The organism is Pseudoroseicyclus sp. H15, from assembly GCF_054353345.1.
Genome location: NZ_JBTHJE010000003.1, coordinates 1 through 17,513, shown reverse-complemented (window position 1 = coordinate 17,513; position 17,513 = coordinate 1). Strand labels below are relative to the sequence as shown.

At 69.4% G+C, this 17,513-nt stretch carries 20 protein-coding genes and 1 tRNA gene; 13 read left to right on the top strand and 8 right to left on the bottom strand.

What is annotated here, in order from left to right; translation table 11 throughout:
• Positions 1 to 92: 92 nt before the first annotated feature.
• Entirely contained in the window at positions 93 to 1,895 is a 1,803-nt protein-coding gene (locus ACXN5S_RS07590; RefSeq protein WP_458604817.1) for a serine protease, read from the top strand.
• Positions 1,896 to 1,940: 45 nt separating this feature from the next.
• Here ACXN5S_RS07590 and ACXN5S_RS07585 read toward each other — a convergent pair whose 3' ends face one another.
• Both ACXN5S_RS07585 and speB read right to left on the bottom strand, forming a co-directional pair.
• The gene (locus ACXN5S_RS07585; RefSeq protein ID WP_458604816.1) at positions 1,941 to 3,215 is read right to left on the bottom strand and encodes a glycerate kinase type-2 family protein; all 1,275 of its coding nucleotides are present in this window, start codon (positions 3,213 to 3,215) and stop codon (positions 1,941 to 1,943) included.
• The gene (gene speB, locus ACXN5S_RS07580; RefSeq protein WP_458604815.1) at positions 3,199 to 4,179 is read right to left on the bottom strand and encodes an agmatinase; all 981 of its coding nucleotides are present in this window, start codon (positions 4,177 to 4,179) and stop codon (positions 3,199 to 3,201) included. The genes ACXN5S_RS07585 and speB overlap by 17 nt, the downstream gene beginning before the upstream one ends.
• 128 nt (positions 4,180 to 4,307) lie before the next feature.
• On the opposite strand from speB, the gene ACXN5S_RS07575 reads away from it, so the two are divergent.
• The 4 genes from ACXN5S_RS07575 (at position 4,308) to ACXN5S_RS07560 (ending at position 7,583) form a co-directional block, all read left to right on the top strand.
• Positions 4,308 to 5,147 carry a DUF6635 family protein gene (locus tag ACXN5S_RS07575; protein ID WP_458604814.1) on the top strand — a complete coding sequence of 280 codons (840 nt, stop codon included), beginning with the start codon at positions 4,308 to 4,310 and terminating at the stop codon, positions 5,145 to 5,147.
• Positions 5,148 to 5,207: 60 nt separating this feature from the next.
• The gene (gene hisB, locus ACXN5S_RS07570) at positions 5,208 to 5,795 is read left to right on the top strand and encodes an imidazoleglycerol-phosphate dehydratase HisB (RefSeq protein ID WP_458604813.1); all 588 of its coding nucleotides are present in this window, start codon (positions 5,208 to 5,210) and stop codon (positions 5,793 to 5,795) included.
• A 3-nt stretch (positions 5,796 to 5,798) separates the two neighbouring features.
• On the top strand, positions 5,799 to 6,437 hold the full coding sequence (gene hisH / locus ACXN5S_RS07565) for an imidazole glycerol phosphate synthase subunit HisH (RefSeq protein ID WP_458604812.1): 639 nt from the start codon (positions 5,799 to 5,801) through the stop codon (positions 6,435 to 6,437).
• 120 nt (positions 6,438 to 6,557) lie between these two features.
• A complete protein-coding gene (locus tag ACXN5S_RS07560) occupies positions 6,558 to 7,583 on the top strand; it encodes a zinc-binding metallopeptidase family protein (protein WP_458604811.1) in 1,026 nt (341 codons plus the stop codon).
• Positions 7,584 to 7,643: 60 nt separating this feature from the next.
• Here the strand turns inward: ACXN5S_RS07560 and ACXN5S_RS07555 are convergent, their stop codons facing one another.
• Positions 7,644 to 8,042, bottom strand: a complete 399-nt coding sequence (locus ACXN5S_RS07555; RefSeq protein WP_458604810.1) for a DUF2147 domain-containing protein — start codon at positions 8,040 to 8,042, stop codon at positions 7,644 to 7,646.
• 146 nt (positions 8,043 to 8,188) lie between these two features.
• Here ACXN5S_RS07555 and hisA point away from each other — a divergent pair, with 146 nt between their 5' ends.
• Positions 8,189 to 8,908, top strand: a complete 720-nt coding sequence (gene hisA, locus ACXN5S_RS07550; protein WP_458604809.1) for a 1-(5-phosphoribosyl)-5-[(5-phosphoribosylamino)methylideneamino]imidazole-4-carboxamide isomerase — start codon at positions 8,189 to 8,191, stop codon at positions 8,906 to 8,908.
• Between the two features lie 9 nt (positions 8,909 to 8,917).
• On the opposite strand, the gene ACXN5S_RS07545 is transcribed toward hisA, so the two are convergent.
• Both ACXN5S_RS07545 and ACXN5S_RS07540 read right to left on the bottom strand, forming a co-directional pair.
• A complete protein-coding gene (locus ACXN5S_RS07545) occupies positions 8,918 to 9,310 on the bottom strand; it encodes a VOC family protein (RefSeq protein ID WP_458604808.1) in 393 nt (130 codons plus the stop codon).
• Positions 9,311 to 9,398: 88 nt separating this feature from the next.
• Positions 9,399 to 10,499 (bottom strand): THUMP domain-containing class I SAM-dependent RNA methyltransferase, encoded by a 1,101-nt coding sequence (locus ACXN5S_RS07540; RefSeq protein ID WP_458604807.1) that lies wholly within the window; start codon positions 10,497 to 10,499, stop codon positions 9,399 to 9,401.
• Between the two features lie 98 nt (positions 10,500 to 10,597).
• On the opposite strand from ACXN5S_RS07540, the gene ACXN5S_RS07535 reads away from it, so the two are divergent.
• The 6 genes from ACXN5S_RS07535 to ACXN5S_RS07510 all read left to right on the top strand — a co-directional run bounded on the left by ACXN5S_RS07535 (position 10,598) and on the right by ACXN5S_RS07510 (position 14,489).
• The gene (locus tag ACXN5S_RS07535) at positions 10,598 to 11,185 is read left to right on the top strand and encodes a YdeI/OmpD-associated family protein (RefSeq protein ID WP_458604806.1); all 588 of its coding nucleotides are present in this window, start codon (positions 10,598 to 10,600) and stop codon (positions 11,183 to 11,185) included.
• 48 nt (positions 11,186 to 11,233) lie between these two features.
• Positions 11,234 to 11,515: a hypothetical protein gene (locus tag ACXN5S_RS07530; RefSeq protein ID WP_458604805.1), complete on the top strand. Its 282-nt coding sequence runs from the start codon at positions 11,234 to 11,236 to the stop codon at positions 11,513 to 11,515.
• A gap of 57 nt (positions 11,516 to 11,572) precedes the next feature.
• Entirely contained in the window at positions 11,573 to 12,346 is a 774-nt protein-coding gene (gene hisF / locus ACXN5S_RS07525) for an imidazole glycerol phosphate synthase subunit HisF (protein WP_458604804.1), read from the top strand.
• Positions 12,343 to 12,648: a phosphoribosyl-ATP diphosphatase gene (locus tag ACXN5S_RS07520; protein ID WP_458604803.1), complete on the top strand. Its 306-nt coding sequence runs from the start codon at positions 12,343 to 12,345 to the stop codon at positions 12,646 to 12,648. Before hisF ends, ACXN5S_RS07520 begins: the two co-directional genes overlap by 4 nt.
• A 383-nt stretch (positions 12,649 to 13,031) precedes the next feature.
• Positions 13,032 to 14,123 carry a transglutaminase-like domain-containing protein gene (locus ACXN5S_RS07515; protein WP_458604802.1) on the top strand — a complete coding sequence of 364 codons (1,092 nt, stop codon included), beginning with the start codon at positions 13,032 to 13,034 and terminating at the stop codon, positions 14,121 to 14,123.
• Positions 14,124 to 14,219: 96 nt separating this feature from the next.
• Positions 14,220 to 14,489 carry a DksA/TraR family C4-type zinc finger protein gene (locus ACXN5S_RS07510; RefSeq protein ID WP_458604801.1) on the top strand — a complete coding sequence of 90 codons (270 nt, stop codon included), beginning with the start codon at positions 14,220 to 14,222 and terminating at the stop codon, positions 14,487 to 14,489.
• Between the two features lie 288 nt (positions 14,490 to 14,777).
• Here the strand turns inward: ACXN5S_RS07510 and ACXN5S_RS07505 are convergent, their stop codons facing one another.
• From ACXN5S_RS07505 to rlmB, 3 genes are all read right to left on the bottom strand, one after another.
• The gene (locus ACXN5S_RS07505; protein ID WP_458604800.1) at positions 14,778 to 15,206 is read right to left on the bottom strand and encodes a CoA-binding protein; all 429 of its coding nucleotides are present in this window, start codon (positions 15,204 to 15,206) and stop codon (positions 14,778 to 14,780) included.
• A 199-nt stretch (positions 15,207 to 15,405) separates the two neighbouring features.
• Positions 15,406 to 15,861 (bottom strand): YHS domain-containing (seleno)protein, encoded by a 456-nt coding sequence (locus ACXN5S_RS07500; RefSeq protein WP_458604799.1) that lies wholly within the window; start codon positions 15,859 to 15,861, stop codon positions 15,406 to 15,408.
• Positions 15,862 to 16,109: 248 nt separating this feature from the next.
• A complete protein-coding gene (rlmB, locus tag ACXN5S_RS07495; protein ID WP_458604798.1) occupies positions 16,110 to 16,895 on the bottom strand; it encodes a 23S rRNA (guanosine(2251)-2'-O)-methyltransferase RlmB in 786 nt (261 codons plus the stop codon).
• Positions 16,896 to 17,009: 114 nt separating this feature from the next.
• On the opposite strand from rlmB, the gene ACXN5S_RS07490 reads away from it, so the two are divergent.
• A tRNA-Tyr gene (locus ACXN5S_RS07490) sits at positions 17,010 to 17,093 on the top strand.
• Positions 17,094 to 17,513 lie beyond the last annotated feature (420 nt).

Below are 17,513 nucleotides of genomic sequence, written 5' to 3'. Positions count from 1 at the left end.
GGTGCGGCGCCGCCCCCGCGCCGATAAAGGGGCAAAAACGGCTGCCCGGGCGGCCAAAGCTTTGCGGGAAGAGATTTGTGACGAGATTGCGGGTGTTGGCTCTGGTCTGGGGCCTGGTTTCGGCGGGGGCCGCCTGGGCCCAGGAGAATGTGTGGGTTCAGGTCGAAGCGCGGCCGACGCTTTCTTCCGCGCAGGAGCGGGTGCGCGAATATGCCGGCGAGCTGCCCGACGTGGTGGGCTATGCGCTCGCCTCGGGCTGGTACGGCATCGCCCTTGGCCCCTACACAAGGCCCGATGCCGAAAGCGTGCTGCGCCAGCTGCGCAATTCCGGCGCCATCCCCAACGATGCCTTCATCGCCACCGGCGCCACCTACCGCCAGCAATTCTGGCCCATCGGCACAGGAGCCCCGCAGACGGCGCAACCCCTGCCCGACGGCGTGACGCCCGACGATTCCGAACAGTCGCTCGAAGATGCGCTGGATGCCATGCTGGGCGGCGGCGAGACGGATGAGGTGGAGGAGCCTGCACCCGCGCAGGACGAGCCCGAAGTGACCGCGCCGCCAGCGCCCGACGAAACCCCGCAAGAGGCCCGCCAGAGCGAGGCGCAACTCACCCGCGACGAGCGGATGGAGCTGCAGGTGATGCTGCAATGGGCTGGCTTCTACGAGGGCGCCATCGACGGCGCCTTCGGGCGCGGCACCCGCGGCTCGATGTCGGCCTGGCAGGAGGCCAAGGGCTACGAGCCCACCGGCGTGCTCACCACCATGCAGCGCGCCGCGCTGGAGGCCGATTACAACGCCGTCTTCGACTGGCTGGGGCTTGAGACGGTGCGCGACCGGCAGGCCGGCATCGAGTTGCTGATGCCGCAGGGCGCCGTGCAATTCGCCGATTACGCCCCGCCCTTCGCCCGCTACGAGCCGGTCAGTGACGATCTGCCCGTCGAGATGCTGCTGATCAGCCAGCCCGGCGATCAGGACAGGTTCTTCGGCCTCTTCGAAATCATGCAGACGCTGGCCGTGGTGCCCACTGACGGCCCGCGCAGCCGCGATTCCGCGCACTTCACCATCGAGGGCATGGATCGCCAGCGGCACACCTTCGTAGAAGCCTGGCTCGAAGATGGCCAGATCAAGGGCTACGCGCTGATCTGGATCGCCGGGGATGAAGAGCGTTTCACCCGCGTGCTTAGCGAGATTCGCCCCACCTTTACCCGCCTGCCCGGCGTGCTCGACCCCGCGGTCGCGCCTCCCGGCGAGGATCAGGCGATCGACATGGTTTCCGGCCTGGCGGTGCGCCAGCCGAAGCTGACGCGGACGGGCTTCTATGTCTCCGAGGCCGGCGAGGTGCTGACCACAGACGTCGCCGTCGCGGCCTGCGGTGAGGTCACCATCGGCAGCACGCCTGCGGATGTCGTCGCCAGCGATCCGTCGCGGGGCGTGGCGCTGCTTCGCCCGCGGACGGCGCTGGCGCCGCTTTCGGTGGCGGAGTTCCAGACGGCCGTGCCGCTGATCGGCTCTGAGGTCGCGGTGGCGGGCTTCCCCTTCGGCGGCGTCCTCTCGACCCCCGCGCTGACCTTCGGTGAGCTGGAGGACATTCGCGGCCTGAACGGCGAGGACGATCTGTCGCGCCTGTCGCTGCAGGCTGAAGCGGGCGATGCCGGCGGCCCGGTGTTCGACGGCACGGGCGCGGTGCTCGGCATGCTCATCGAGCCGCTGCAGAACGGCGGCACGCAGCTGCCCGACGATGTGAGCTTCCTGCTGGAATCGGGCGCCATCCTGCCCGCGCTGGAAAGCGTGGGCGTGACGGCGGGCGCCGAGAACCGCGCCACGCCGATGTCGCCGCAGATGCTGACCCGTCATGCCGGCGACGTGACGGTGCTGGTGAGCTGCTGGGAATGACGGCAGGGGGGCGGGCTGAAGCCCGCCCTACCAGCGCCAGGCGCCCTACCCGATCAGGATCGCCCGGAAATCGTTGACGTTCGTCCCCGTGGGCCCCGGCGAGAACAGGTCGCCCAGCGCATCGAACGCCGCATAGGCATCGTGGCCGGCGAGCATCGCCGCCGGGTCGTGCCCCAAGGCCCGCAGCCGCGCCGCCGTTTCACCATCGACGAAGGCGCCGGCATTCGCCTCGCTGCCGTCGATGCCGTCCGTGTCCGCCAGCAACGCGGTGAAGGCATAGCCCTCCGCCGCCAGCGCCAGCGACAAGGCGAATTCGCTGTTGCGCCCGCCGCGGCCCGGCGCGTCGCCCAGCGTGACCGTGGTCTCCCCGCCCGAAAGCAACACCACCGGCGGCACGAAGGGGCGGCCGTGCTCGGCGACCTCGCGCAGGATGGCGGCCTGCATCTTGGCCACCTCCCTCGCCTCACCCTCTACCGAGTCCGACAGGATCGTCGCGCCGACGCCGGCCGCGAGGGCCACGTCCTCCGCCGCCTCCAGCGAGCGGCCGGCGGAGGCGATGATGCGCCATTCGTGCCGCGCGAAGCCCTGATCCACCGGCAGCGGCGTCGGGTTCTCGTCGCCCGCCAGCGCCAGCATCGCGGCCTCGGGCAGCGCGATCTTCCAGGCCGTCACCAGCTTACGCGCTGCGGCCCGGCTGTCGGGGCTGGCGCCCGGCACGGTGGGGCCAGAGGCGACCTGCTCGGGCCGGTCGCCCGGCACGTCCGAGACGATGAGCGAGACCACGCGGGCCGGCGCCGCCGCAAGCGCCAGACGGCCACCCTTGATGAGAGAGAGCTCGCTGCGAATGGCGTTCATCACCGAGATCGGCGCGCCTGAGGACAGCAGCGCCTTCGCCACCTCGACCTCATCGGCAAGGCTCATCCCCGGCCCCGGCGCGGGCAGCAGGGCCGAGCCGCCGCCGGTGATCAGCGCCACGACGAGGTCATCCTCCGTCAGCCCCTGCACGAGCTTCAGCACATCCTTGGCGGCGCGCAGGCCCTCTTCATCCGGCACCGGATGGGCCGCCTCGCGCAGTTCCAGCCGCTCCAGCGGCACGCCGTAGCCGTAGCGGGTGACGACCAGCCCTTCGAGCGGGCCGTCCCAGGCGGCCTCGAAGGCGCGGGCGAGCTGGGCCGCGCCCTTGCCGGCGCCGATGACGATGGTGCGCCCCTTGGGCCGCTCGGGCATGTTGCCCTCCAGCGCCACTGCGGGGTCGGCGGCGGCGATGGCGGCGTCGAACATCTCGGTGAGCAGCGCGCTCGGGTCAGAAATCGAAGTCATGTCGCCTCGGGCTGGGGCGTTGCGGAACGCCGGGAAGGATGCAGAGCATCTCGTAGACAAGCGCCGCCGCGACCATGGCGGTATTGCCGGAGGTATCGAACGGCGGCGAGACCTCGACGAGATCGCAGCCGACGAGGTTGCACCCCGCCAGGCCGCGGATGATCTGCAGCGCCTGCCAGTCCGCCAGCCCGCCCGCCTCTGCCGTGCCGGTGCCGGGGGCGAGGCCGGGCGCCAGGCTGTCGATATCGAACGACAGGTAGAGCGGCGCGTCGCCTACCAGATCCGCCACCTGCGCCATCAGCCCGGTCAGGTCGCGCCCGGCGCATTCCTCCGCCGTCACGATCTGCCAGCCGAGATCGCGGCCCCAGTCGAAATCATCCGGCCCGTAGCCGGTGCCGCGAAGGCCGATCTGGATGACCCGGTTGTCGTCGAGACAGCCCGCCTCATGCGCCCGGCGGAACGGCGTGCCATGCGCCAGCGCCTCTCCGAACATCGCTTCGTTCACATCGACATGGGCATCGACATGCACCAGCGCCACCGGCCCGTAGCTCTCGGCCACACCCTGCAGCGCCGGGAAGGTGAGCGTGTGATCGCCACCCAGCGTGACAGGCACGGCGCCCGAGGCCGCAACATGGGCGATGGATTGGCGGATGATCTCGACCGACGCTTCGAGATTGAAGAGGTTGATCGGCACGTCGCCGATATCGGCGATCTGGCAATGGTCGAAGGGCGCGGCGCCGGTGGCCATGTTGTAGGGCCGCAGCATCCGGCTTTCGTCGCGGATGGCGCGGGGGCCGAGGCGGGTGCCGGGTCGGTTCGAGGTGCCGATATCCATCGGAATGCCGAGGATCGCCGCATCCAGCCCCTCCGGCCCCGAGGCCGAGGGCAGCCGCATGAAGGTGGCCGGGCCTCCGGGGCGCGGCATGTCGTTGCCGCCGAGCGGCTGATTGAACCTGGAGTCCATGAGATTGGAGCTAAGCGGGTTTTTCCTGACGTGGAAAGGGGGCTTTGCCCCCTCGCCGCCTTCAGCGGCTCACCCCCAGGATTTTTTGGAGCAAAGACAGGCTTCCGGTGGGGGCGGAGGCGCCCCATATGGATCGGATGGAGCCCGTCGCCACCGCCGAAGCGCTGACCGAGATAGACCCGGCCGACCCTTTCGACCGGGCGCGCGCGGGCGTGGATGATTTCGTCGCCCGGCACTTCAGCTTTCGCGGCTCGCTGCGGCTGCATCGCGCGGCGCTGGGGTGGGACCTGCTGCGCGCGCCGGCCAACGTGGTGCTCGCCCCGGTGCAGATCATGTCGCGGCTGGCGCAGCCGCTTTTGCGGCTTTTGCGCCTGCGCGGCGCGGCGGACTGGCTGGCGCGGCATCCGCTGATCCTGCGCACCGCGCTCTCGGCCCGCATCTCGCAGCTGATCCGCACCGAGCTGCTGGCGCCGCTGGCTGAGATCGAGGCGCTGGAGACGCATCTCACCTCCTATGCCGAAAGCCGCGGCGCCATGGCGGAGCTGACGACGCAGATCGGCACGCTCGGCACCGGCGCGGTACTGTTCAAGAGCCTGACGCCAGGCATGCTCTCTTTCGCCCCCGCGGTCGCCCTCGGCTTTGCCCAAAGCGCCGCCATCGCCGCCTTCCCGCTCGGCGCGGCGCTCGGTTCGGGCTGGTACGCGCTGTTTCCTGCCTCCGCGCCGGCCTCGCTCACGCTGACCACCATGCTCCTCTTCGCCGGCCTCGGCGCCCTGCTCACCACCTTCGCCGGGCTCGTGGCCGACCCGCTGCAGCGCGCGCTCGGCCTGCACCAGCGCCGCCTGCGCCGCCTGATCGACGCGCTGGAAGGCCGCGCCCGGGGCTTCTCGCCGAAAGAGCCCTATATCGCCCGGCTCGGCGACGCGGCAGACCTGGCCGCCACAATCTCCCGCGCCTTCCGGGGCTGACCCCTTGGCGCCCGCCGCCGCCCCGGCCTATAAGCCGCGGCGGAGCGAGAGGAGCCCCCCATGCGCAGCGCCAGCATCAGCCGAACCACCAGCGAGACCGCCATCGAGGTGAGCCTCGATCTGGATGGCACCGGCAAATCCGAGATCGCCACCGGCATCGGCTTTTTCGATCACATGCTGGATCAGCTCGCCCGGCATTCGATGATCGACATCACGCTGAAGGCGACGGGCGATCTGCATATCGACGATCACCACACGGTCGAGGATTGCGGCATCGCCCTCGGCCAGGCGCTGACACAGGCGCTCGGCGACAAGGCCGGTATTCGCCGCTACGGCGCCTGCCACCTGCCGATGGATGACGCGCAGATCCGCGTGGCGCTCGACCTCTCTGGCCGGCCCTACCTGCTGTGGAACGTCAGCTTCGCGGCAGAGAAGATCGGCACGTTCGATACCGAGCTGGTGCGCGAGTTCTTCCAGGCGCTCTCTACCCACGGCGGCATCACGCTGCATGTCGACCAGCTGCACGGCATCAACGCCCACCACATCGCCGAGGCCGCCTTCAAGGCGCTGGCCCAGGCGCTGCGGCAGGCGGTCGAGCCCGATGCGCGCCGCGCGGGCGCCATCCCCTCGACCAAAGGGGCGCTCTAGCCCATGAGCGTGGCGCTGATCGACTACCAGAGCGGCAACCTGCATTCCGCCCGCAAGGCCTTCGAGCGTATCTCGGCCGAGGTTGGCGCCGGGGCGGTGACGGTCACCGACAGCCCCGATGTCGTGGCTGCCGCCGACCGGATCGTGCTGCCGGGCGACGGCGCCTTCCCTGCCTGCGCCCGCGCCCTGCGGGCCATCGAGGGCATGGAAGAGGCGCTGGTCGAGGCCGTGCACAACCGGGGCCGGCCCTTCCTTGGCATCTGCGTCGGCATGCAACTGCTCGCGACCACGGGCTACGAATACGAAGAGACCCCCGGCCTCAGCTGGATCGACGGCTCGATCCGCCGCATCGAGCCGGGCGAGGCGGGCCTGAAGGTGCCGCATATGGGCTGGAACGATCTGGTGCTGGAGCAGCCGCATCCGCTGCTGGACGGCATCTCCACCGGCGATCACGCTTATTTCGTGCATTCCTACGCTATGCAGGTGGACCATCCCGAAGACCGGCTGGCCCATGCGGAGTACGGCGCCGACATCACAGCCATCGTGGCGAAGGGCAATGTGGCTGGCATGCAGTTCCACCCCGAAAAGAGCCAGGCAATGGGTCTGCAGCTGATCCGCAACTTCCTGGCCTGGGCGCCCTGAACCGGCCCTAAGCGCGACCCGTTCCGCAAGGTCACTGCCTGCGCGCCGGTATTTTCCCCGGCGCAGGGAACATCTCTCCCTGCGGGCCGCTTGTCTGTGGCCACCTCAGGAGTCCCCCCTTTGCAAATCTTCACCTGCCCGGCCTGCAACGCGCCGCTCTATTTTCAGAACCTGTCCTGCGGCGCCTGTGGAGCAGAGGTCGCCTTCGACCCCGAACGCCAGGCCATGACCACGGGCGCGCCGACCTGCGCGCACCGGAACGATATCGGCTGCAACTGGGTGGCCGAGCGCGGCGATCTCTGCCGCTCCTGCGCGATGACCGAGGTCGTGCCCGACCTGCGAGCCTCCGACAACCTACCGCTCTGGTCAGACACCGAGCTGGCCAAGCGCTGGATGCTGGCGAACCTCGGCCGCTGGGGCTGGTTCTCCGCTGCCGACACAGGCGAGCGCCCCGTGTTCAAGCTGCTCTCGGAAGAAACGGTGACCGGCGAGACGCAGGTGACCATGGGCCACGAGAGCGGCACGATCACCATCAACGTCTCGGAAGCGCATGAAGCTACCCGCGCAGAGCGGCAGGAGCAGATGGGCGAGCTCTATCGCACCATGCTGGGGCATATGCGCCACGAGATCGCGCATTTCCTCTTTGAGAGGCTGGCTGAGGCGAAAGGCGCGGAGGAGGGCTTCCTGCCCGCCTTCCGCGAGCTTTTCGGCGACGAGCGGGCCGATTACGGCGCCGCCCTGCAGGCGCATTATGCCAATACCAAGCCGGCGGACGAGAACCACATCACCAGCTACGCCACCTCGCACCCGCATGAGGATTGGGCGGAGACGATCGCCCATCTGCTCCACCTGGTGGACCTCGCCGATTCCGCCGCAGCCACCGGCCTGTCGCTGAAGGACGGCGCGATCCTGCCACGCCGCAAGGGCTTCTCCTTCCGCAGGACGGCCGCGGCCCAGACGGGCGATGCCTATCAGGAGACGGATACCGAAGCGCTGCTCAGCCGCGCCATCGACCTGACCATCGCGGTGAACCACGTGAACCGCACGATGGATCTGCCCGACCTCTACCCCTTCGTGCTGCCGCAGGGCGTGCGTGACAAGCTCGCTTTCGCCCACCAGGCCATCCGGCAGGTGCCGCCGGCCTGAGCGCAACGAAAATGGCCGGAGGCGTGAGCCCCCGGCCGTTCTTCATTGGGCGTCACTGTGTCAGCCCACACGCGCCCAGGTTTGGCTGGCGCAGAACAGGCCGCCCGCGACGCAGCCGCGCAGCTGCATCCGGTCGCCGTTAACCTCGACCTTGCCGAGATAGACCTTGTCGTTCGAGGGGCGCCAGACCTGCCCCTCGTAGGCATTGCCGCCCTGCGGGACCATGTCGATGACGATCTGCCGGCCGATGGTCTCGGCCTGGAATTCACCCTCCGACGTGAAGGTGCGCGAGATGGTGCCGCAATAGGCGTTGCCGCAGGGCGCGATGGTGACAAGCGCGTAGGCGCCGTCGTCGACCTCGGTCTGCCAGAGCCCCTCGATGGGGTCGGCCAGGGCGGCACCGGCAAGGGCGACGAGGCCGACAAGGGCCAGCCCCAGGCGGGCGAAGAGATGTCTCATGAATGGGTCCTCCTTTGGCCTCACGTTGGGGCAGGCGCGCCGATCCCGGCAAGTCTGACGTGAGGTCGCATGCCCCCCGCCCCACACTTGCCGGCCGACCCGGCCCATGGCATTCGCCCCACAACTGCACCAAGGAGCGGCCCGCGATGATCCTCTACCCCGCCATCGACCTCAAAGACGGCCAGGCCGTGCGCCTTCTGCGCGGCGAGATGGACGCCGCCACGGTGTTCAACGACAGCCCCGCCGATCAGGCCCGCGCCTTCGTGGCGGCCGGCTGCGGCTGGCTGCATCTGGTCGATCTGAACGGCGCCTTCGCCGGCCGCCCGGTCAACGGTGCGGCAGTCGAAGCGATCCTTGAGGCCTGCCCCGGTGTGAGCACCCAGCTCGGCGGCGGCATCCGCGACATGGCCACCATCGAGACGTGGCTGACGAAGGGCCTCAGCCGCGTGATCCTAGGCACCGTCGCCGTCGAAGACCCCGACCTCGTGCGCCAGGCCGCCGCCGCCTTCCCCGGCCAGGTCGCCGTGGGGATCGACGCGCGGGGCGGCAAGGTGGCGACGAAGGGCTGGGCGGAGGAGACCGAGGTGCTGACGACCGAGCTCGCCCAGCGCTTCGAGGATGCCGGCGTCGCGGCCATCATCTACACCGATATCGAGCGCGACGGCGCCATGGCAGGCCCCAACGTCGCGGCGACCGCAGCCCTCGCCCGCGCCGTGACCATCCCCGTGATTGCCTCGGGCGGCGTCTCCTCGATGGACGACCTGACCGCGCTGGCCGAGACGGGCGTCATCGCCGGCGCCATCTCCGGCCGGGCGCTCTACGAAGGCGCCATCGACCTGAGAGAGGCGCTGGCTGCACTGGCCTAAGCGCCCCCCTCAGCGCTCGGCCAGCGGCGCGCCCAGTTCCCAGACATGGCCGGCCGGGTCTTGCAGCGACAGGGTGCGCAGGCCCCAGGGCCGGTCCATCGGACCGTTGAGCAGCGTCAGCCCGGCGGCGCGCAGGCGCTCGGCCTCGGCATCCACATCATCGACGCCTATCGAATAGACGGCCCGCACTCCAGGCGCGGCCATGGCGGCCGGCTCGATCAGCTCGGGCACCGCCTGGACATGCAGCAGGTTGATCATGGTGGGGCCGACCTTGAAGACGCAGGAATTGTCGTCGGCGAAGATGGGATCGACCCCGAGGAAGCTGTCATAGAAGGCCTTCGACGCGGCGAGATCCTCGCAAAACAGCGTCATAGCGGCGGGGGCATCGGGCCAGCTGGGCATCGCACATCCTCCAATGGCAACAGGCGTTCAGCGTGACAGGCGGCGGCCCGGCTGGCAATCGGCACGGCGCGCCGGTGGGCGGCGCCGGCTATAGCCTGCCGGTCTGCCAGAGCCGCACCTTCAGCGGCCCATGCGGCACGGGCGGGCCGGGCGGCTGCCAGGGCAGCCCGGTGGCGCGAGCGAGTTTCTCCTCGCTCGTCACAAGCCCCACGCGCCAGCCCGCGAACTCCGCCCGCAGGCGCTCGCCCAGCACCTTGTGCACGCCGACCAGCACGCCGCGATTGCCGATGCGGTCGCCATAGGGCGGGTTGACGATCACCAGGCCGGGCGGCCCCTCCGGGCGCTGCAGCTCAGCCACCGGCCTCGTCTCGAAACGGCACCACTCGGCCACCCCTGCCCGCTCGGCATTGGCGGTGGAGAACCGGATGGCCCCGGCGTCGCGGTCGCTGCCGTGGAAGCGCTGGCCCGGCGCTTTTCCCGCCGCCCGCCGAAGCGCCTGCACAGCCGCCTCGTCGTAGCCCGCCATCCGCTCGAAGGCGAAGGCGCGGTCGCGCCCCGGCTGCAGGCCAGCGGCGATCTCCGCCGCCTCCAGCAGGAAGGTGCCCGAGCCGCACATCGGGTCGAGCACCGGCTCGGCGCCATCGTAGCCGCAGGCGCGCAGGAACAGCGCCGCCATGGTCTCGCGCATGGGCGCCTTGCCGACGGCCTCCTTGTGGCCGCGCCGGTGGAGCGGCTCGCCGGAGGTGTCGAGCGAGAAGGTCACCATATTGCGCTCGATCCGCGCCAGCAGCCGCACGCCGCCGTCGCCGAGCGGCGCGCCCAGCTCCTCGGTGATCGCCCGGCCGATGCGCTCTGCCGCGGCGCCGGCGTGGTAGATCTTCGAGGCTCGGCTCGTCACCTCCACCTTCACCGGCACGTCGGGGCGCAGCACCTCGCCCCAGGCGAACCTGCGCGCCCGCTTGTCGAGCTGGGCCAGATGCAGCGCCGGAAAGCCGCCGATGCGCAGCAGCACCCGGCCCGCACCGCGCAGCTGGATATTGGCGCGCCAGACCTCCGCCCAGCCGCCCTGGCAGGTTACGCCGCCCGGCACCTCGGCCACCTCGGCAAAGCCCGCCTCGCGCGCCTCTGCTGCCAGCAGCGGCTCCAAGCCCGGCTGGGTCGCCAGGAAAATCTCATGTGTCTCGCTCATCCCGCACCCATACAGGGGCGGCCCGGCGAAGCCGAGGGGCAAAGCCTTGGCCCCGGCGGGCGGGCACGGCATGCTGCGCGCGAGCGTAGGGGAGAGACATGCCGGGCAACAGCACAGAAGACGACCTCCCCGGCCGGCCCTTTGCCGACGCGGCCGCGCTGGAGGCCTGGCTGGCCGAGAACCATGCCAGCGAGACCGAGCTCTGGGTGCGGCTCTACAAGAAGGGCTCCGGCCTTGCCTCCGTCACCTGGGGCGATTGCGTGATCGCCGGTCTGATCTGGGGCTGGATCGACGGGCAGAAGAAACCGCTCGACGAGACGAGCTGGCTGCAGCGGATGACACCCCGCCGCCCCCGCTCGCCCTGGTCGGCCCGCAACGTGGGCCATGCCGAGCGGCTAATCGCCGAGGGGCGGATGCAGCCGCCGGGCCTCGCCCAGGTGGAAGCAGCCCGCGCCGATGGCCGCTGGGAGGCCGCCTATTCCGCGGGGGCGGAGATGGAGGTGCCGGCGGATTTCCTTGCCGCACTCGAGGAGCGGCCGGAGGCGAAGGCACGCTACGACAGCCTCAAGCGGGCCGAGCTCTTCGTCATCTACTACCGCCTGCAAAGCGCCAAGCGGCCCGAGACGCGCGCCAAGCGGATGGAGACCTTCCTCGCCCAGCTGGCGCGCGGCGAGGCGCCGCACTGAGGGAGTGGGCCCTTCCCTCTTCCACCTGGGCCGGCGACACTCCGCGCCATGGTAAAGACGCTCTTCCTCATCGGCCTCGTGCTCGTGCTGATCGGCCTCGCCCCCATCGCATCGGTCGCGCTGGCGAGCCTTCTTGCCGATCGGGCCGGCTGCGAGCTGCATGAGGGCTATGCCAATGCCTGCATCATCGCCGGCAAGGACCGGGGCGATATGCTCTACACCATGTTCGTCGCGGGCTGGCTCATGCTGATGACGATCCCGCTCGGTTTCATTGGCCTTGTGCTGCTGGCGGTCTCCGGCGGGGTGGCGCTCTGGCGGCGGCGGGCCTGAGCCCTTGGCCTCCCGTACGCTCTGGCCAGCCGGCGCCCCCCGGCCTATGACAGCGCCATGCTGAAGACCCGTCTTATCCCCTGTCTTGATGTCGCCGATGGCCGCGTGGTCAAGGGCGTCAACTTCGTTGGCCTCCGCGATGCGGGCGACCCGGTAGAGGCGGCCAAGGCCTATGATGCCGCCGGCGCCGACGAGCTGTGCTTTCTCGACATCCACGCCACGCATGAAAACCGCGGCACCATGTTCGATCTCGTCACTCGCACGGCAGAGAGCATCTACATGCCGCTCACCGTGGGCGGCGGCGTGCGCACCAGCGAAGACGTGCGCGCCCTGCTCCTCGCCGGGGCCGACAAGGTGAGCTTCAACTCCGCCGCCGTCGCCGACATCACCGTCGTCTCCCGCGCGGCAGAGCGCTTCGGCGCCCAGTGCATCGTGGTGGCGATCGATGCCAAGGAGGTGGCGCCGGGCCGCTGGGAGATTTTCACCCACGGCGGCCGCAACCCCACGGGCATCGACGCGGTAGAGTTCGCCCGCAGCGCCGAGGCGCATGGCGCGGGCGAGATCCTGCTGACCTCGATGGACAGGGACGGCACCAAATCGGGCTTCAACCTAGGCCTCACCCGCGCGGTGAGCGACGCGGTGCAGATTCCGGTCATCGCCTCGGGCGGGGTGGGCAATCTCGACCATCTGGTCGAGGGCGTGCGAGAGGGCCATGCCTCTGCGGTGCTGGCCGCCAGCATCTTCCATTTCGGCACCTATACGATTGGCGAGGCCAAGGCGCATATGGCCGCCGCCGGGCTCGACATCCGTCTGGAAGGAGGCGCGCCATGAGCATCCACAAGCTCGCAGAAACCATCGCCGCCCGCGCCGGCGCCGACCCCGAGACAAGCTGGACAGCCAAGCTGCTCGCCAAGGGGCCGGAGAAGGCCGCCGAGAAGTTCGGCGAAGAGGCCGTGGAGGCCATCATCGAGGCGGTGAAGGGCGACCGGGAGCGGCTGACGAGCGAGGCGGCGGATGTGCTCTACCACCTGCTGGTCATGTGCCAGGCGAGGGGCGTGACGCTTGCCGAGATCGAGGCAGAGCTGGAGCGCCGCGAAGGAGAGAGCGGGATCGCGGAGAAGGCAGGGCGGTAGAGCGCGGGATGGGCCCTAGCTCACTGTGAGCAGGCATCAGCCTCACCACTCCTCCCCCCGCACGGAATCAACGCCGTCAGGCCGCCGCGCGAGCGCCGGCCCGTCCCCGCGGGCTGGCGCGCTGGTGAAGTCAGCGCTTCGCCCGCCGCTGGGAGGGGCTTGGCAGGCATAAAACGCAGAAGCGGGACCGGAGGGGCGCCATCCCCCGGGCCGGCGTGCAACGTGGTCTCCTTTGCCCCTGTGGAAGACGAGCACGAACCCGCCCCACCACAGCAGGCCACCTCCACCCCCGAGCCTTGCCCGACTCTCCGCCCAAGCCTATACGCGGCCCCGATGCTCCGAATGGCCCCGGCCCGGACTCCCTTACGCTAGAGAGACAGATCATGATCCTGACACGACGTGCCGCCCTTGCCATGGGCGGCGCCGCCGCGGCCATGGCCGCGCTCCCCCACACCGCCGCCGCGCTTTATGCCCCGGAACCGGGCACCCCGCGCACCTATCGCCTCACCACCCGCGTAGAGCTGCCCCGCAATGGCGCTGCCGCTCAGGCCTGGGTGCCCGTGCCCTCGCTGGAAGCGTCTTGGACGCAGCCGGGCGAGACCACCTTCGAGACAAACGCTCCCGAAGCCATCCTCGTCGATGACACCGAGCAGCGCGTTCGCTTCGTCCATGCCATCTGGCCCGCCGGCGACGAGCCCGCCGTGCTCGAGGTCGTCTCCACCGTCATCACGCAGGACCGCTCCGTCGATCCCACCGCTGACACCGGCGCCACGCTGACCGAGGCCGAGCGCGCGCATTTCACCAGCGCCACCATGCTGCTGCCCACCGACGGCATCGTGAAGGACACCGCCGAATCCATCGTCCGCTTCGCCTGGGGCCAGCGCCGCAAGGCCGAGAAGCTCTACGATTTCGTCGTGGAGAGCACCGAGCGTGACCCCGATGTGCGCGGCTGCGGCCTCGGCGATATCGCCACGATGCTGGAATCGGGCGCCCTCTCCGGCAAATGCGCCGATCTCAACGCGCTCTACGTTGGCCTCGCCCGCGCCGCCGGCATCCCGGCGCGCGATCTCTACGGCATCCGCGTCGCGCCCTCCGCCTTCGGCTACAAGAGCCTCGGCGCCGGTTCTGCCGATGTAACCAAGGCCCAGCATTGCCGCGCCGAGGTGTTCATCGAGGGCACCGGCTGGGTCCCGACCGACCCGGCAGACGTGCGCAAGGTCGTGCTCGAAGAGCCGCCGAAGGACCTCACGCTGGAAAGCCCCGAGGTGCAGGACGTGCGCGCCGCGCTCTTCGGTGCCTCCGAAGGCAACTGGGTCGCCTATAACGACGCGCATGACGTGGTGCTGCCCGGCTCCGAGCAGGGCATGCTGCCCTTCCTGATGTATCCCCAGGCCGAGATCGACGGCGTGGCGCAGGACGAGCTCAGCCCCGACAGCTTCGTTTACACGATCACCGCCGAAGAGCTGCCTGCCTGATCCTGATCCCGGCCCGCCACCTCGGCAGGCGCCCCGCCCTTGGCGCGGGGCGCCCCCGGCCCTACCTTTAAGGCAAGGTAGACGAAGGATCGGAACATGGCCGGAGGATGGGCCCGCGACGGCGCGGTGGAAGAACAGATCGAAGCGTCGATCGAGGATGAACTCTCACGCATGAAGGCGCGCCGCGCCCTCGTGGGCGAAAGCGCGACCGAATGCGCCGAATGCGGCGACGAGATTCCGCAGGCCCGGCGCGAGGCGATCCCGGGTGTGAAGCTCTGCATCGAGTGCCAGACGGGCCGCGACAAGCGCCCGCAATCGCGAGGCGGCTTCAACCGCCGCGGCTCGAAGGACAGCCAGCTCAAGTAGCTCCCCTTCCCCTGTCTTTGCTCCTTAAAATCCCGGGGGTCCGGGGGCTGGCCCCCGGCCCGCTCTCTCAGCCCGCGCAAGGCCGACCGCTTAGCTGCCCGCTGGCAGCTTTCTCACCGCGCTCAGCCCAAACCGCCCTTCCGATCTCACCGCTCTTCACGCCGCGCGAAATCAAGGCCGTCAGGCCGCCGCGCGAGCGCCGACCTGCCACCACGGGCCGGCGTGCAACGTGCCCTCAACTGGCACCCGGAATGGTGGCGCCCCCCCACCCTCCGGGCAACCGCCCTCTCAGGCGTCGAGCAGCCGGGGGATCTCGATCGCCGGGCAGCGGTCCTGCACGACCTTCAGCCCCTTCGCCCGCGCCACTTCGGCGGCGGCGAAGCTGGTCACGCCCACCTGCATCCAGATGCTCTTCAGCGTCTTGAAATGCGACATCGCGGCGAGGGCGACGCTCGGCACGTCCTCCGACTTGCGGAATATGTCGATCATGTCGACCTCCTCCTCGATCTCGCGCACGTCGCCGTAGACTTTCTCGCCCAGCAGCTCCTTACCAGCGAGGCGGGGGTTGACCGGGATCACCCGGTAGCCGCGCGATTGTAGAAACTTCATCACCCGGTGCGAGGGGCGATCCTCCTTGTCGGAGGCGCCGATGAGGGCGATGACCTTGGCCTCGGTCAGCACGTCGCGGATGTAATCGTCGGGTTGAATCAGTCGCATGGGGTCTCCTCTCCCTCTGCCCGCAGGCTTCTCAGAAAAAAGCGCCTGGAGCAAAGGCCCCAGGCGCATAGGTGTGGAACGAGGGACAGTGATCGAAAGCGCTGGTGTTCCAGAGAAGCGCCTTCATGAGACAATATTGGCACAGGCAAGCGTTTCGGAAAGAGCAGGTCGACAAAACGTGATAATGTGGCCGGCGCGCCTAACCCAGCACCTCGGGCCAATGCGCATCCGCTTCCGCGATGTAGCCCGCCATGTCGCTGCGCCAGCGCTCGCGCACGGGCAGCGAGTAGTTCAGATAGAGCCGGTCGCCATGCAGGGTGAAGGCTTCGGGCACCGAGCTGGCAAGCACGCCCTCGGCCATCGCATAGGCGCAATAGCCGCCGTAGCGCGGGGCGTAGGCCTGCGGGTTCATCTCGAAGCGGGCGCGGGAGGCCTCGCTTTCGAACAGCCAGATGGCATCGCGCCACATCAGCCCGATCTCCGGCGAGCCGGGCCGCGGTTCGCCGTGGGTGAAGTAGCTCATGGGATCGGTGCCGCGCAGGGCGAGGCCGTTCTCCGCGTAGACGGCTCCGCCCGCGGCGCGGGCAAGGCCGGGCGCGACCGAGGCGAGCGGCGAAAGGGCCAGGCCTTGCAGCAGGCGGCGGCGGCTGAGCATGAGACCTCCGGGTCTTGGGCGTCTGCCGATAGAATGCGGTGTTGCGGCACACCCTGCCAGACCCGCTCTCGCGGAGGTGAAAGTTCGCGCGGATTGTTTCAGCGGGGGGCCGGCGGAGGGATGCCGCGAATTCGTTGAGGTGCCAGAGGCTTAGACGCCTGGCGCCCTGCCCCGCGGGGTTGCCCGGCCTGCCGGCCCGGCGCCCACGCCGCCGCACGCACGTAACAATCGCCGGGCCCCCGGAAGCCTCAGCCGATCTTCTGCGCCTGCTGAACCGCATACAGCGCCACGGCGGCGGCGTTGGAGACGTTGAGCGAGCCAAAGACCCCGGCCGGGTCGATCCGCACCAGCGCGTCGCAGAGCTCACGGGTGCGCTCGCGCAGGCCGGGCCCCTCGGCGCCCAGCACCAACGCAACCTTGGCCGTATCGCGCGAGGCCAGGGCGTCGCCGATAGCCTCGTCGCCCTCGCCGGCCAGGCCGAGCACGAGCCAGCCCTGATCCTGTAGCGTCTGGATCGTGTCGGCGAGGTTGCGCAGCCGCAGATAGGGCTGCCGCTCCAGCGCGCCGCTGGCCGATTTCGCCAGCGATCCGGTCTCGGGCGCCGAATGCCGGGCCACGCCGATCACGGCCCGGGCGCCGAACACCTCGGAAGACCGCAGGATGGCGCCCACGTTATGCGGATCGCTCACCCGGTCGAGCAGCACCAGCAGGCCCGGTCCGGGCTTGGCCAGCAGCTCCGGCAGCCCGCCCCAGTCGAGCGGTTTCGCTTCCAGCGCGGCGCCCTGGTGGACAGAGCCAGGGTCGAGCGGCGCATCGAAGCGGCGTGCATCCACGATCTCCGGCTCGATGCCGGCGTTCGGCAGCGCATCCGCCAGCCGGTCGGCGGCGTTCTGGGTCAGCATCAGGCGCAGCTTTTCGCGGGCCGGATTCATCAGCGCGTCTCGCACGGCATGCAGCCCGAAGAGCCACACCGTCTCCGCCGCGGCGGCACGGCGCGAGCGCTCTTTCTCGATAACCCATTTCGGCTTTTTCATCCCGCTTCCCTGCCCTGCCCTGCCGGTCTTCGCAAGAGGCGCATGTCTTGGGCAGAACCTTCATCCAACCCCATTGACCTCCCCCTGAACCCCGACTATCCCCCACCCCGCGTCGGGCGACGAGCTGCAAGGTGCGGCAGCGGACTGTAACTCCGCCGGGGAGACCCACGCCTGGTTCGATTCCAGGGTCGCCCACCACTCCCCCAATTTTTGCAGAAAAAACAATGGAGTGGTGTCCCGCAGCGCGCTCATACCAGTTGATGGAAAACAATGAGTTAGCAGGTGGGTGTCCCGCAGAATTCACCTCGCCGTCGCAGCGGGTTGGTCGAATCCGCCCAAAGATTCTGGCCGCCAGTTCCGCTTCGGCGCTTCATGCCTGTCGCAGACACTTCGGGCCCAAACCGGATGTTCGGGGCATGGTCGGCGCCGCAGTGCAGAGTCACGAAACCGGCAGCGCATGAATCGCACAGCATTCGCTTAGGATGAATGACTGCTATGCGGACAGAGCCGCCTTTCAGTTCTGACGCACGAATGACTGCTCCTGCAATGTCATGGCTGTTGCCAGTACGGGCTCGACGTTTCTCGCTTTCGACCTGTCAGGCAGTTTCATCAACATCC